General features: G+C 41.5%; 11 protein-coding genes and 1 CRISPR repeat array. Of the genes, 7 read left to right on the top strand and 4 right to left on the bottom strand.

Annotated features, from left to right (window positions below; translation table 11 throughout):
• The first annotated feature begins 94 nt into the window (after positions 1 to 94).
• From cas9 to csn2, 4 genes are all read left to right on the top strand, one after another.
• On the top strand, positions 95 to 4,210 hold the full coding sequence (gene cas9, locus KE627_RS03530; protein ID WP_056939199.1) for a type II CRISPR RNA-guided endonuclease Cas9: 4,116 nt from the start codon (positions 95 to 97) through the stop codon (positions 4,208 to 4,210).
• A gap of 206 nt (positions 4,211 to 4,416) precedes the next feature.
• Positions 4,417 to 5,322, top strand: coding sequence for a type II CRISPR-associated endonuclease Cas1 (gene cas1, locus KE627_RS03525; protein WP_056939198.1), 906 nt, complete (start codon positions 4,417 to 4,419; stop codon positions 5,320 to 5,322).
• A complete protein-coding gene (gene cas2, locus KE627_RS03520; RefSeq protein WP_013728650.1) occupies positions 5,300 to 5,605 on the top strand; it encodes a CRISPR-associated endonuclease Cas2 in 306 nt (101 codons plus the stop codon). Before cas1 ends, cas2 begins: the two co-directional genes overlap by 23 nt.
• Entirely contained in the window at positions 5,602 to 6,273 is a 672-nt protein-coding gene (csn2, locus tag KE627_RS03515; protein WP_013728649.1) for a type II-A CRISPR-associated protein Csn2, read from the top strand. Before cas2 ends, csn2 begins: the two co-directional genes overlap by 4 nt.
• Before the next feature lie 28 nt (positions 6,274 to 6,301).
• Positions 6,302 to 6,931: a CRISPR direct-repeat array (repeat unit 36 nt; unit sequence GTTTTAGAAGGATGTTAAATCAATAAGGTTAAACCC).
• Between the two features lie 96 nt (positions 6,932 to 7,027).
• Here the strand turns inward: csn2 and KE627_RS03510 are convergent.
• Positions 7,028 to 8,074, bottom strand: a complete 1,047-nt coding sequence (locus KE627_RS03510; RefSeq protein WP_013728648.1) for an SGNH/GDSL hydrolase family protein — start codon at positions 8,072 to 8,074, stop codon at positions 7,028 to 7,030.
• A gap of 267 nt (positions 8,075 to 8,341) precedes the next feature.
• On the opposite strand from KE627_RS03510, the gene KE627_RS03505 reads away from it, so the two are divergent.
• Positions 8,342 to 9,052, top strand: coding sequence for an alpha/beta hydrolase (locus KE627_RS03505; protein ID WP_013728647.1), 711 nt, complete (start codon positions 8,342 to 8,344; stop codon positions 9,050 to 9,052).
• 84 nt (positions 9,053 to 9,136) lie between these two features.
• Here the strand turns inward: KE627_RS03505 and KE627_RS03500 are convergent, their stop codons facing one another.
• Both KE627_RS03500 and KE627_RS03495 read right to left on the bottom strand, forming a co-directional pair.
• Complete coding sequence (locus KE627_RS03500) at positions 9,137 to 9,736, bottom strand: hypothetical protein (protein WP_225427177.1); 600 nt, start codon at positions 9,734 to 9,736, stop codon at positions 9,137 to 9,139.
• A 28-nt stretch (positions 9,737 to 9,764) separates the two neighbouring features.
• A complete protein-coding gene (locus KE627_RS03495; protein ID WP_013728645.1) occupies positions 9,765 to 10,655 on the bottom strand; it encodes an ArsR/SmtB family transcription factor in 891 nt (296 codons plus the stop codon).
• Between the two features lie 270 nt (positions 10,656 to 10,925).
• Here KE627_RS03495 and KE627_RS03490 point away from each other — a divergent pair, with 270 nt between their 5' ends.
• Positions 10,926 to 11,891, top strand: coding sequence for a glycoside hydrolase family 43 protein (locus KE627_RS03490; RefSeq protein ID WP_013728644.1), 966 nt, complete (start codon positions 10,926 to 10,928; stop codon positions 11,889 to 11,891).
• Positions 11,892 to 11,916: 25 nt separating this feature from the next.
• Positions 11,917 to 13,188 (top strand): oligosaccharide MFS transporter, encoded by a 1,272-nt coding sequence (locus tag KE627_RS03485; RefSeq protein ID WP_013728643.1) that lies wholly within the window; start codon positions 11,917 to 11,919, stop codon positions 13,186 to 13,188.
• Between the two features lie 78 nt (positions 13,189 to 13,266).
• Here the strand turns inward: KE627_RS03485 and KE627_RS03480 are convergent, their stop codons facing one another.
• On the bottom strand, positions 13,267 to 14,835 hold the full coding sequence (locus KE627_RS03480; protein WP_013728642.1) for an amidohydrolase: 1,569 nt from the start codon (positions 14,833 to 14,835) through the stop codon (positions 13,267 to 13,269).
• Between the last annotated feature and the right edge of the window lie 11 nt (positions 14,836 to 14,846).

Below are 14,846 nucleotides of genomic sequence, written 5' to 3'. Positions count from 1 at the left end.
GCCAAAAGGGTTTCGGATAATTGCCGGTTAATGCATAATAGATGATGTGCCAAGGCGATTTACAGGGCAACAATATTCCAAGGAGTTTACGAGCATGAAAGTTAATAATTATCATATAGGTCTCGATATTGGGACCTCATCAATTGGTTGGGTTGCAATCGGCGAAGATGGAAAACCATTGCGGATCAAAGGTAAGACTGCAATCGGTGCCCGGTTGTTTCAGGAAGGCAACCCCGCTGCTGACCGCAGGATGTTTCGAACCACTCGACGGCGTCTGAGTCGACGGAAGTGGCGATTGAAGTTATTAGAAGAAATATTTGACCCATATATTACACCTGTCGATTCCACGTTTTTCGCCAGGTTGAAGCAATCCAATTTGTCGCCAAAAGATTCACGCAAAGAGTTCAAGGGTTCCATGCTTTTCCCGGATTTAACCGACATGCAGTACCACAAGGATTATCCGACCATTTATCATTTACGTCATGCATTAATGACGCAAGATGAAAAATTTGATATTCGGATGGTTTACTTGGCCATTCACCACATTGTGAAATATCGTGGCAACTTCTTAAACTCAACACCAGTAGATTCCTTTAAGGCGTCCAAAGTTAATTTTGTTGACCAATTTAAAAAGTTAAATGAGTTGTATACCGCAATTAATCCTGAAGAGTCGTTTCAAATTAATCTCGCAAATAGCGAAGATATTGGCCATCAGTTCCTCGATCCCTCAATTCGTAAATTTGACAAGAAAAAGCAAATTCCAAAGATTGTTCCTGTCTCTGTGGATGATAAAGCTACAGATAAGATTAATGGAAAAATTGCGTCAGAAATTATTAATGCCATTTTAGGTTACAAATCAAAACTCGACGTTGTCGTACAGTGTACGCCAGTAGATTCCAAGTCATGGGCACTCAAATTCGATGAGGAAGATATTGATGCTAAACTGCAAAAGATTTTACCTGAAATGGACGAAAACCAACAATCAATTATTGCTATCCTACAGAACTTATATTCTCAAGTAACTTTGAATCAAATTGTTCCTAATGGCATGTCATTATCAGAATCAATGATCGAAAAGTACAATGATCATCATGACCACTTGAAGTTGTATAAAAAGATAATTGATCAACTCGCTGATCCGAAGAAGAAAGCCGCCTTAAAGAAGGCATATAGTCAATACGTGGGTGACGATGGTAAAGTCATCGAACAAGCTGACTTCTGGTCGAGCGTCAAGAAAAATTTGGATGATTCAGATCTTTCAAAGCAAATTATGGATCTGATTGATGCAGAAAAATTTATGCCAAAGCAACGAACATCACAAAATGGTGTGATTCCTCATCAACTGCATCAAAGAGAACTTGATGAAATCATTGAACATCAAAGCAAATATTACCCATGGCTTGCCGAGATCAATCCAAACAAGCATGATCTTCACCTTGCAAAATACAAGATTGAAGAATTGGTTGCCTTTAGGGTCCCATATTATGTTGGGCCAATGATAACGCCGGACGACCAGGCCAAATCAGCAGAGACTGTTTTTTCTTGGATGGAGCGTAAGGGTAAGGAAGCTGGGCAGATTACCCCTTGGAATTTTGATGAAAAGGTTGACCGGAACGCATCCGCGAACAGATTCATCAAACGAATGACCACCAAAGATACTTACTTAATCGGTGAAGATGTTCTTCCGGACGAAAGTTTACTTTACGAGAAGTTTAAAGTCCTCAATGAGTTGAACATGGTCCGGGTTAACGGCAAATTATTGAAAGTTGCTGATAAACAGGCCATATTCCAGGATCTCTTCGAAAACTACAAGCATATCTCAGTCAAGAAGCTGCAAAACTACATTAAGTCTAAGACTGGATTACCCAGTGATCCGGAGATTTCAGGTTTATCAGACCCAGAGTATTTCAACAATTCTTTGGGGACCTACAATGATTTCAAGAAATTATTTGGTAATAAGGTTGACGAACCAGATCTTCAAGATGATTTCGAGAAGATTGTTGAATGGTCAACTGTATTTGAGGACAAAAGAATCCTCCGGGAAAAGCTTAACGAAATTACGTGGTTATCTGATCAGCAAAAAGATGTTTTAGAATCCAGTCGTTACCAAGGTTGGGGCCGGCTTTCCAAGAAACTGTTAACTGGAATTGTCAATGACCAAGGCGAACGAATCATTGACGAACTTTGGAATACCAATAAAAATTTCATGCAAATTCAGTCTGACAATGATTTTGCCAAACGGATTCACGAAGCGAATGCTGACCAAATGAAGGCAGTCGACGTGGAAGATGTGTTGGCAGATGCATACACTTCTCCACAAAATAAGAAGGCCATCCGCCAAGTGGTTAAAGTCGTTGATGATATCCAAAAGGCCATGGGCGGAGTTGCGCCTAAGTATATTTCCATCGAGTTTACCCGTTCAGAGGACCGTAATCCACGTCGGACAATTTCACGACAACGGCAACTTGAAAATACCTTAAAAGATACTGCTAAATCTTTGGCTAAATCAATCAATCCCGAGTTACTTTCTGAACTGGACAATGCAGCAAAGTCTAAGAAGGGCCTGATTGATCGGTTGTACTTGTACTTCACGCAACTTGGGAAGGATATCTACACAGGAAAGCCAATCAACATCGATGAAATTAGTACTTATGATATTGATCATATTTTGCCACAGGCGTTCGTCAAAGATGATTCACTCAACAACCGTGTATTGGTATCGAAGGCGATTAACAATGGCAAATCTGATAATGTACCTGTTCAATTGTTTGGTGCCAAGATGGGGCACTTCTGGAAACAGCTTGCTGAAGCAGGCTTGATTAGTAAGCGCAAACTCAAGAACCTTCAAACAGATCCCGATACCATTAGTAAGTATGCGATGCATGGATTCATTCGTCGACAGTTGGTTGAAACCAGCCAAGTTATCAAACTGGTCGCGAACATTTTGGGAGACAAGTATCGCAATGATGATACCAAGATTATTGAAATTACTGCCCGGATGAACCATCAGATGAGAGATGAGTTTGGGTTTATCAAGAATCGTGAGATCAATGACTATCATCATGCGTTTGACGCCTACTTAACAGCCTTTTTAGGTAGATATTTGTACCATCGATACATCAAGCTACGTCCATACTTCGTCTATGGTGATTTCAAGAAGTTTAAAGAAGATAAAGTCACCATGCGGAATTTTAATTTCCTCCATGATCTGACTGATGACACTCAAGAAAAGATCGCTGATGCCGAGACTGGTGAAGTAATATGGGACCGCGAAAATTCAATTCAGCAGTTAAAGGATGTTTACCATTATAAATTCATGCTGATTTCACACGAAGTTTATACGCTTCGCGGTGCAATGTTCAATCAAACCGTTTATCCCGCATCAGATGCTGGCAAACGAAAATTGATTCCGATAAAAGCTGATCGACCGATTAATGTCTATGGTGGATATAGCGGCAGTGCGGATGCGTATATGGCAATTGTCAGAATTCATAATAAGAAGGGCGATAAATATAGGGTTGTCGGTGTGCCAATGCGGGCACGGGATCGTTTAGACGCCGCGAAAAAAGTCAGTGATGCGGACTATGACCGGGCTCTCAAAGATGTATTGACACCACAACTCACGAAGACTAAGAAGAGTCGGAAAACGGGAGAGATCACCCAAGTCGTTGAAGACTTTGAGATTGTTTTAGGAAAAGTAATGTACCGACAATTGATGATTGATGGTGATAAGAAGTTCATGCTTGGAAGCTCGACCTATCAATATAACGCCAAGCAGTTGGTACTCTCCGATCAATCTGTCAAGACACTTGCAAGCAAAGGAAGATTAGATCCCCTGCAAGAAAGTATGGATTACAATAACGTCTACACTGAGATTTTAGACAAGGTTAATCAGTACTTTTCTTTATATGATATGAATAAATTTCGTCACAAGTTGAATCTTGGTTTCAGCAAATTCATCTCATTTCCTAATCATAATGTCTTTGATGGGAATACTAAGGCGTCTTCTGGAAAACGGGAGATCTTGGAAGAAGTATTGAATGGATTACATGCAAATCCAACATTTGGAAATTTAAAGGATATCGGCATCACCACGCCGTTTGGTCAATTACAACAGCCTAATGGAATTCTGCTGTCAGATGAGGCAAAGATTCGTTATCAGTCACCAACAGGTTTATTCGAAAGAACCGTCAGTCTGAAGGACTTGTAACAAAAAAGGAACCATTCTCCAACTGAAGAATGGTTCCTTTCGCTTATGTAATGCCCATATAATGGGTCAAAAGTTGAAACTCCGCGCAAAGCGCTTTGCTTGATTTTAACACAGGATGTTAAATCAATAAGGTCAAACATGTTGGGAGCTACCCAACAAAAATAATGATACCCCAATTCAGTAATTGAGGCAAGGGAGATTTTATTATGGGATGGCGATCAGTTGTCATATCGCAGCACGCAAAGATGTCATATTCATCACGAAATATGATTGTCCAAACGATGGACGGCATCAATCAAGTGCCAATTGAAGATATTGATTTATTGTTGGTATCAACTACTCAGGCAGTCATTACCACTGCTTTGATTAGTGAGCTGGTGAAAAGTCAGGTCAAAATCATTTTTACCGATAATGCCAATGAGCCGGTTTGTGAAACGGTTGGGTATTATCCAAATAGTCGGGACGTTGATTTAATCAAGAAACAGTTTTGTTGGGATGAGAAACGCCAGCAGTTTCTTTGGACGAGGATTGTTGCAAGCAAAATCGTCAATCAGGTTAATGTTTTATCGATTTATGGCGTTGAAAACAGTGATTTGATTGCGGAACTTGATAAATTGGAAATTGATGACGTCACCAATCGGGAGGCGGTAGTTGTACGGAAATATTTCCCGCTGTTGTTTGATAATAAGTTTAGCCGGCGTGATTTTTCGCCGGTGAATGCTGCCTTAAATTATGGCTATTCAATTTTGTTATCCAACGTTAATCGGGAGATCGTTTCCAATGGTTACCTCACATACTTAGGAATCCATCATCACAGCAATGATAATCAATTCAATTTAGGATCTGACCTGATGGAGCCCTTTCGGCCCGTTATCGATTACTGGCTGGCAAATCAAAATTTCAAAGAATTGACGCCAGATGTCAAATTTGGCTTGGTGGACCTGTTAAATCTTGAGATGAAATTTAATGGCAAAGAAATGTTATTTCGAAATATTATTTCCGAACACGTCCGGAATTGTTTGAAATATTTAAGTGGTGAGACTGACGAAATTCAAATTGAGGTGGAATTGAAAAATGAGGTACCGAATAATGCGATTAATGGTAATGTTTGATTTGCCGGTTGAAACCAGTGAGAATCGTCGGAATTATCGGAAGTTTCGCAAGGCTTTGATCAATGAAGGCTTCTTGATGATCCAGTTTTCTGTTTATGTAAGAGTCTGCGTTAACAAGAAGTCCGCTGATTTTATGGAGAAGCGGATTGCAGCCATTGCCCCTCCTGAAGGGTTGATTCAATCGTTAATTATGACTGAGAAGCAATATAACGACATGCATTTTATTGCCGGCAAACCCAAGGAAGATGTTCGAAATTCTTCTGAAAGGACGATCATTCTATGAAAATTTCGTATGCCGGCCATCAAGAAATTGAGCTGAATTCAAAGAATCCCACGGTTATTGCCACTAACAATCCAACCGTCTATCATGATCTAGTTGTTGGACTGAGTTCTTTTAGTGACAAGGTAAAAGTGTTTGATGACAATTTTGAGTTAGTGGAAGTTAAAGATGTAATTGATTGGCAGGGAGATGTCGGACTCAGCGATGGTGTCAGTGACAAGTATAATTCTGGCATTTTTAAGCAATTAGAGGCTGTGTTGACTGATGATCAGCGTAAATCGATAACTGATATTAATAATCAATTGTATACGGTCGTCCAGCAGTGTTTGTTTATGATCGATTTACCTCTGGAAGTCACCTATGATTGGGATTTAAAGAGGCTGTTTAAATACTGTAAAATTCACTTTAACACCGATGCCATGCAGAACCCTTATGCTATAATTGAATCAATTATCAAAATTCATTTAGAGTGCGGATTGAAGTCGGCTGTTGGTTTAACTAATGTCGCTCATTATCTTAATCAGCAGCAATTCATTGATCTATCCAACCTCGCAAGTTCCACGGGAATCTCGACATTATTAGTAGAATTCACAGATATGAAGTCACAGGAGCTTTATACCAATTGCGACTTTTACTACATCGACGAGGACTTTGTTGATTGGCATTTATAATGCATTAAAATTCGGTTATAAAAAATCGGTTTTAGAAGGATGTTAAATCAATAAGGTTAAACCCTGATGTTAAACTAAAAGAATCGAGGATTATGTTTTAGAAGGATGTTAAATCAATAAGGTTAAACCCCACTAATCTCGATTGAAACGTCTCCAAACTGTTTTAGAAGGATGTTAAATCAATAAGGTTAAACCCCAGCTACAAACGTGATACCAAAAATCATATGTTTTAGAAGGATGTTAAATCAATAAGGTTAAACCCGGAAACTCAGCAAGCTATTGCCGACGGAAAGTTTTAGAAGGATGTTAAATCAATAAGGTTAAACCCAGTACTTTATTGATAATGCCGACTTATTTGGTTTTAGAAGGATGTTAAATCAATAAGGTTAAACCCCTTCACTTCTAAACTGCAGTCCAAAAGCAAGTTTTAGAAGGATGTTAAATCAATAAGGTTAAACCCAATTTCTTCTTTGGTTTGGCCCAAGTCGTTGTTTTAGAAGGATGTTAAATCAATAAGGTTAAACCCTCGGCGGGCTGGATGATTCTCAAGTGGACGGTTTTAGAAGGATGTTAAATCAATAAGGTTAAACCCGTTTCTAAACGAATGTCATGCCACGTAATTGTTTTAGAAGGATGTTAAATCAATAAGGTTAGAGATGGTTTCTCAACAGATCATTCATTCTGGATCATCTTCCACCACAAAAAATAAGTTCTCCGCCTAGTATTTGCTAAGCAGGGAACTTATTGTGTTTATTTATTTAACAATCGACTTAGCCAACGCATACCCCAGCTTCTGAGCTGTTTGGGCAGTTGGATGAATCTCATGATCCTTCAAAGTGATGTCCTTGTTGCTGTCGGTGATAATGTTGGGTGCGATCTGTTGGAAGTTGACCACTTTGGCGCCCATTGACTTGTAGAGCCTTGCTTCAGCTGCCCGCAAGTCGTGGTAGGTGTAGCCATACATATCACTCATGTTGTCACGATTCATGCCATTGGCGTCAAACCGTGAAATTGGTAGGATACCGTAAATCTTGGCGGACGGATTCAACTTTTGAATCAGCTTAATGTTGTAGCGCAGGTGGCGCATCACATTCTTCAAACTTCCCGAACCGGAATAGTTGGTGTAATCATTGGTCCCGATATGAACGAAGATGACGTTCATCTTCTTGATGTCATTTCGGTGGGCCTTGATTGCAGCTGACAAATCCTGTGGAACCAAGGTTGTTCCCAGATAAGCATACCGATTGCCAACAATTCGGCCGCTCGGGCAGGCGAAGTTTTCAACGGCGGTGTTGGTGCCGAGATACTTGGCTGTCCAGTCAGGGTAAGAACTGTTCAAATAGAAGTGATAGCCGTCCCAACCTGCAGGAATTGAATCACCAAAGACGCCGATCTTTTCGCCAGCGTATTTATTACCGGCAGAAGCCAATTTGACGTTATATGATTTCGACGTAATATCGGTAACAGCTGAATTCAATACCCAGAATTTGTACTTTTGGTTGGCACTGCTGATCCGATAGACGATCTTGCTCTTGCCGCCACAAATCAATTTGGCAGCTTGACTCCGATACCAGGCCGTCTTCAAAAACTTCTTGGCGCTGACTGATTTAGCCAAATGAACATCCGTGTACAGCTTGGCATTCTTCTTCAGCGCAAAGGCATGCGGATGCGTTTGCGTTGTGTATTCAACTTGAACACTTGCTTTGTCTGCGGTGGGGTGGCTATAAATTCCAAACGAAATTGATGCCACAACGAAGGCCGCAAAGAACAGCTTGATGTGTTTATTAAAGAAATTAATCATTGAATTTTCTCCCCAGAAAATTGATATTTACGAACCATTCGAATTATTATAGGTACCGTTCCCCGTACCTATAATAATATACCTACTATTAACTTTCTAATTATACGACAAAATACTTTTGAAGGTTATAAAAAATTGCAATAAGCAAATAAAATATTCCAATGTGAGGGTCAACCCCACGTGTATCAAGGAAATCACCAATAATAAATTGTTTTTTCAATAGCAATTTTGCCGGTCACCACTTATCATAGAAGAAGAGGTGATTGTATGAATTTTAAACAAGTTGTATTTGATAAAGACAAAGAGATTAAATTAGACATTTACGATGCTGATAGTGACGTTGCACTGCCTGGAATCGTGGTAATCCCCGGTGGTAGTTACAAAACATTTAAAGAACGTGATGCTGCCCGGGTTGCCCTGACCTTTTTAACCAAAGGTTACCAGGCATTCGTTGTGGAGTATCCAGTTAACGAAAAGAAAAATTATCAAGATGCCAAGCAAAGCATCTCCATGGCCTTTGATTATATCACAGACCATGCCAAAGATTTGAATGTCGACACCGACAAATTAGGGGTAATCGGCTTCTCTGCCGGTGGCCAACTTGCCGCAGCATATTCCAATCAGAAGGATACCAAAGCTAAGTTTGCCATCTTGGGCTACCCTGTATTAACACAGGCCCTTGATGAAAAAATTGGGATTCACAGTGAAGATGTTACCAAGCAAGTTACCAAAAACACACCACCAACATTTCTTTTTGGTGCTAGAAGCGATGGCTTGGCACCATACATCGACCACATCTATCCATACACCGAAGCACTGTTTAAGAATAATGTTAACTTTGAAGTCCATGAATTTGCCACTGGCGGTCATGGCTTCAGCCTAGCCAACCAATTTGTCGGCGTCGTTAATCGCGACCGGACCGATGAACACTTTGCCAAGTGGTTCCCATTGTGTCTTGAATGGCTTCAGTCTTTATAATAGATTTTCTACCTTAAGTAGATATTAAACGAGCATCAAACTCAGCGATTGGTTGAGTTTGGTGCTCGTTTTAGTTAGTCCTATTTAATCATCATAACTATTTTCGATCAGAAAGCGCCTTGATAATTCGACCAAGATCGGCGTCATTGGGGTTGAAAGCTCGTTCCAGTTGCGATCGACGAAGGGTTTGAATTTGTTGAGGGCACCTTTGTCCAGCTTTTTCGTGTCAGTTAATAAATGCCTCAACTCTAAAGCAAATTCTTGCAGGGTCAGGCGTTCCGACTGGCTTTTCATTGATTTTCCGACCGACATCAGTTGAGATAAATAACCATCAAATTCGGTACTTTCAGTTTGGGTATCGTCCTTTGGAAAATCAATTGTTTCGGCTTTGTTTTGGGCACGTTTTAATTCCTGAATATAGGCTTTTCCTTTGTCCGTCAACCACTTGGTTGCATGATTATTGAAGAGCTTGACACCATCAATAAAATCAACGTCAAAGGTGACTGTCAGGACTTTTTCGTGAGCATCGTCCATTTGATTGAGCTGAGTTAATAGCATTGGCGCAGTATATTTGTTGTTCTTACCATAATCGATCAGTTTCTGGACTGTCTTTAGATCAACATGGTTAGGCTGCGTGTCTAAAAAGCTTAAGATAAATTCCCGCATTCGATCCTCAAATTCCATTAAATCTCGCCATCCATTCTATATATTATTAACTGTGAAATAGCTTCATTTGAATATCTTGATCATAATTGCCAAATCCTTGACCAAAAATGGTGCAGCCACCTTTGTGCTTCGCACTATCTTTAATCGCAAATCTAACCGTGAACGTTGGCTTCTTCCAATCAATGTCATCAATGGAAATGTCGGTAAAGGGTTGACCGTCCAGATAACTACCATGATCGGTGATGCGAACCACTTTAAGCTGACCATATTGGTTAACGTTGTCGGGAACCCACGCGGGCGTGTACTTACCCCGAATATCGGAAAAGTCACCTGGACTGGTCCACGTACCAATTTCAACATCATTGATGTAAAACGTAATGTCAGAAGGCCAGACATTGTTGGAGAAAGGGAATTCCGACCCGAGTTCCATGGACAAATCCAACATTTCCAGTTTGTCCTTTTCTTCTAAGTAGTTCGGGAACTGGTATTCCACGAAGCCGTTCGTCCACCAAATCATTCCAGCCTTAATCCGCTCAGGGCTCATAAAGTACTTGGGATTGTCGACCTTGCCAATATAGTCATTTTTACCAGCCAGACCGCACGAAGGGGTTACTGAGTAATCAGTGAATTGACCGACAGGGACTTGTGTCTCATATTCTGCAAACGCGGGATAAATGGTCGTCGGAAAGTGGACGTTGATATTATCAACTTTTAAGTAGGAAATTTTACTGTGACCTTCACGTTCAAATCCGATGATTCCGGCATCTTCCAGCTTACTCAGATGCATCAGGATAATGGTGCTGCTTAATTTTAATTTTTTTGACAATTCTTGAACACTCATCCGCTTTGATGAAAGTGTTTGGATAATTTGAATTCGAACTGGACTTGCCAAGGCTTTATATACCTCAAGCGAATCTTGAGAAATATCTAAATCCATCTTTGTGACCTCACTCTCAATCTGACTAAATCAACCAATTAACATTTATTGATTGATTAGCAGTAAAAACGTTTAAATCAATATAAATGTTAATCTTATTTTTGTAACCGGTTACTAATCGTCTTTATATTAGCAAAACCACGGTTTTAAGTCAAAAGTTAATTGAACATTTATGTTATGGCTTGTAACCGCTTTACTGAAGAAATATCATAAAGATGTGCACAAGGGATATCAATACTACGTAGTCAATCAAGAAAAGAGGAGTTTACTTTGACAGTTTATACGAATCCGCTCATTGTTCAGCGGGCTGATCCATACATCTACAAACACACAGACGGATACTATTACTTTACTGCCTCTGTACCGGCATATAACCTAATTGAAATTCGTCGTGCCAAAACATTGGAAGGACTTGCCCATGCAGCTCCGCGGACAATTTGGCGGAAACATGAAAGCGGTCCCATGAGTCAATTGATTTGGGCACCGGAGATTCATTACATTGATGGCAAGTGGTTCATCTACTTTGCTGCTGCAGAAACCACAGCCTTGGATAAGAACGGCATGTTCCAACACAGAATGTTCTGTATTGAATGTGACAATGCTGATCCAATGCGCAGCGAAGACGATTGGTTCGAACACGGTCAAGTGAAGACAGGCATGGATAGTTTCTCGCTTGACGCAACCTGTTTTGAGGCGAATGACATGTTGTACTATGTGTGGGCTCAAAAAGATCCTGACATCAAGGGTAATTCCAACTTGTACATTGCTGAAATGGAAAACCCATGGACGTTCAAAACGAAGCCAGTCATGCTGTCAAAACCTGAATTTGACTGGGAAACGATTGGTTTTTGGGTTAATGAAGGACCAGCTGTTATCCATCGCAATGGCCGCTTCTTCCTGACGTATTCTGCCAGTGCCACCGATGAACACTACGCAATGGGGATGTTAAGTATCCCGGATGATCAAGATTTGTTGGACGCAAGCAACTGGACCAAGTCCAAGAAGCCGGTTTTCCAAAGTGATATGGCAACCCATCAATACGGACCTGGCCACAACTCCTTTACGGTTGGGGAAGATGGCAAGACAGATATTTTGGTTTACCATTGCCGTGATTACACTGAAATTAAGGGTGATCCACTGTATGATCCGAACCGTCACACCAAGGTTCAGCCATTTACTTGGAACGAAGACGGGACGCCTAACTTTGGCAAGCCTGTTCCTTATAATTATGATTAATAAATTTTAATAGGAGGCACATGTTATGGATAACAGTGCAAAAATGCCTGAAAAGAAAGAGAAGAAGGATTTTTGGGGCTTTCCATTTACTCATTTTACCTACTTCTTTAACTGGCAAATTATTAATGGTTATTTAACCCTTTGGCTGGAACAAGTTGCCCATTTAAATGGGGCAGAAGCCGGAGTTGTATTCTCAATGATGGCCGGAATGTCATTACTGTTCCAACCAGCATTTGGTGTTATTTCAGATAAGCTATTATTTAAAAAGAACTTAATTATCACAATTGCGATCGCCGCAATCTTTATTGGACCATACTTCCAGTGGCTGTTTATACCATTTGCTCACATAAGCAATATGTTTGCAGCCGTTATTACTGGTATCTTCCTTAGTTTCATCTTCAACGGTGGTGTTTCAGTAATTGAGCAGTATGTTCAACGTGCAAGTTTGGCAAACGGATTTGAATATGGTCACTCACGAATGGGTGGCTCCTTAGCCGGGATGTGTGCTTCATTCCTGGGCGGACAATTGTTCATCTGGAAACCATACTCAATCTTCTGGGCATGTACCGTTTCAGCAATTATCCTAACTGGACTACTGATCTTCAGTGATAAAGTTCACTTGGAAAATGCATCTGCAGCTGGTAACACTTCAGACAAGATTGACTGGGGTCAAATCGGTAAGATCTTTAAAATTAAGAACTTCTGGTACCTATCAATCTTCTACATTGGGGCTTCAGCCATTTACGATGTCTTTGATCAACAGTTCATCATCTTCTTCAAGACATTCTTTAATACTGCAGCTCAAGGAACTCAAGCATATAGTTACATGACCACTGCTCAAATTGGTCTGGAATTCCTGCTCATGTTCCCAATGCCATGGATTATCAACCGGATTGGTTCACGAAATGGTTTGATCGCTTATGGCTGTATCTTAGCTATTCGGATCATTGGTAGTGCATTGTCGCCAAGTTTGATTTGGGTCATTGTTCTTCGACTCTTAGCCGGACTTGAAATGCCATTGGTTCTTGTATCAATTATGAAGTATATTGCTGGTGCCTTCGATATTGGTGTATACGCAACTGTGTATGCCTTAGCGTCGAACTTTGCCAAGCAAATATCAGTCTTCATCTTCTCAAGTGTTGCCGGTAACTTATACGATGCAATTGGTTTCCATCAAACATACCTGATTCTTGGTGCCATTGTAGCTGTTGTTACTGTCTTTGCAGCATTTGCTTTGAAGAAAGAAAATCCTGTTCAAGCTGGTGAATGTGACGAAAGCGGTAAACCTAAAGAATAAGCAAGATTTTCTAAATCTGTGAGCACCCTGTTAAAACCCCATAAAAAAAGACACTCAGCTGAGTGCCTTTTTTGTGTCCTAATACACCTGTTCTCCACCCATCCAAGTCTCAGCAACCCGAATATCTTTCAACTCCTCATGCGGTACGGAGAAAATATCCCGGTCAAGCACAACAAAATCCCCGGCATATCCAGGAGTCAGCTGGCCGTTATCACTAAAACCGCCAATCCTAGCCGGCCAACTGGTGTAGGCAAGCACTGCATCGGGAACCGTAATGGCTTCTTCAGGATTAACAACGTCACCATTGACCGCGGTTCGAGTGACTGCGGCGTAAATGTTCACAAATGGGCTATCCGGTTCAGCCCATGGTGTGCAGGGGGCATCGGAGCTCAGGGCAAACTCGGCTTTGGTGTTCATCATTGATTTCACACGGTAGGCTTCATTGAACTGCTGCGGGGAAAGATAGTGACGGTACGATTCATCCTCGGCAAAGAAGAAAATCGGTTGGGTCACCAGGGCGTAGTTCATGGTTGCCATGTTGATTTGTTTAAGCATTTGATTGCTCAGAATGGAAGCATGCTCGATTCTGATTGACGGCCGGTCGGATAGCCACGGTTGCAGTTTATCAGTCACATCCAAAATCAATTGGATCGCTGCGTCGCCCATCGCATGGATGGCAACTTGGAGATGCTGCTGTTTGGCATAGGTGACAGCTTGCTTGAGTTTGGTTGCGTCCGTCAGGCAGACTCCATTTTGGCCGCTCGGATAAGGTTGTTGATTATAGGCGGTTTCACCGGAAATACTGCCGTCCATGAAGACCTTGATGCCTGCAACCCGCAACTGATCATCATTCGTCGGTTGCAGGTGGGTATTGCCGGCTACTTCATCGTAGACGTAGTAAATGGATGACTTTGGTTTGAAACCGGCCTTGACAGCATCTTGGTAAAGTTTGAGCGAATCATACGGGCGAATGCGCCCCATCATTTCACCGATGGCGACAATGCCGTTTTGGAGATAATGTCTGGAGCTGTTCGCCATATTATCGACATCGCCCTGATAACTTTGGGCTGATTTCGCCTTGATTAACAACTGGGTAGCGGCGACTTCCTTCATGTAACCATTCGGCCGGCCGTCATCAAAATGGCCAATGAAGCCGCCAACCGGATCCGGGGTCGTTGCAGTGATCCCCGCCAGTTCCAGCGCTTTGGAATTACCGATTGATGAGTGGCAATCTGACCGATAAACAAAAATCGGCTGTGTGGTGGAAATTTCATCCAGATCATCGACAGTTGGCGTCCGGTGCTCGGCTAATTTGGTTTCATCAAAGCCCCAGCCCTCGATCCAAGTGTCTGGGCCTTTTCCAAAGGCCGGTGATTGACGTAGGGCAGCTTGCATGTCTTTGATGCTATTGACGTTGGGCGGTGTGCAGGCAACCCCATGCAGAGCGTCGGCAATATATTTGGGATGGGTGTGGACGTCGATCAATCCTGGTAAGACCGTTTTGCCGTGCAGGTCAATTGTCTCGGAATCATTGATCTCGTCGGATTCACCAATCCAAGTGACGTGACCATCTTCAATTGTCATCGCTGAAACAAAAGTCGTCTGGTCAATTCCAGTGAATATTTTTCCATTAATGAAAGTTGGCATGCTGATTCTCC

The sequence above is a fragment of the Lentilactobacillus buchneri genome (assembly GCF_018314255.1).
In the GTDB taxonomy this organism is placed as follows: domain Bacteria; phylum Bacillota; class Bacilli; order Lactobacillales; family Lactobacillaceae; genus Lentilactobacillus; species Lentilactobacillus buchneri.
The sequence above is the reverse complement of the archived record's forward strand: the minus strand, read 5'-3'. Positions and strand labels throughout refer to the sequence as shown.

Coding starts and splice junctions, on each gene's coding strand:
- cas9 (WP_056939199.1), top strand. CDS start 95: ATGAAAGTTAATAATTATCATATAGGTCTCGATATTGGGACCTCATCA.
- cas1 (WP_056939198.1), top strand. CDS start 4,417: ATGGGATGGCGATCAGTTGTCATATCGCAGCACGCAAAGATGTCATAT.
- cas2 (WP_013728650.1), top strand. CDS start 5,300: ATGCGATTAATGGTAATGTTTGATTTGCCGGTTGAAACCAGTGAGAAT.
- csn2 (WP_013728649.1), top strand. CDS start 5,602: ATGAAAATTTCGTATGCCGGCCATCAAGAAATTGAGCTGAATTCAAAG.
- KE627_RS03510 (WP_013728648.1), bottom strand. CDS start 8,074: ATGATTAATTTCTTTAATAAACACATCAAGCTGTTCTTTGCGGCCTTC.
- KE627_RS03505 (WP_013728647.1), top strand. CDS start 8,342: ATGAATTTTAAACAAGTTGTATTTGATAAAGACAAAGAGATTAAATTA.
- KE627_RS03500 (WP_225427177.1), bottom strand. CDS start 9,736: ATGGAATTTGAGGATCGAATGCGGGAATTTATCTTAAGCTTTTTAGAC.
- KE627_RS03495 (WP_013728645.1), bottom strand. CDS start 10,655: ATGGATTTAGATATTTCTCAAGATTCGCTTGAGGTATATAAAGCCTTG.
- KE627_RS03485 (WP_013728643.1), top strand. CDS start 11,917: ATGGATAACAGTGCAAAAATGCCTGAAAAGAAAGAGAAGAAGGATTTT.
- KE627_RS03480 (WP_013728642.1), bottom strand. CDS start 14,835: ATGCCAACTTTCATTAATGGAAAAATATTCACTGGAATTGACCAGACG.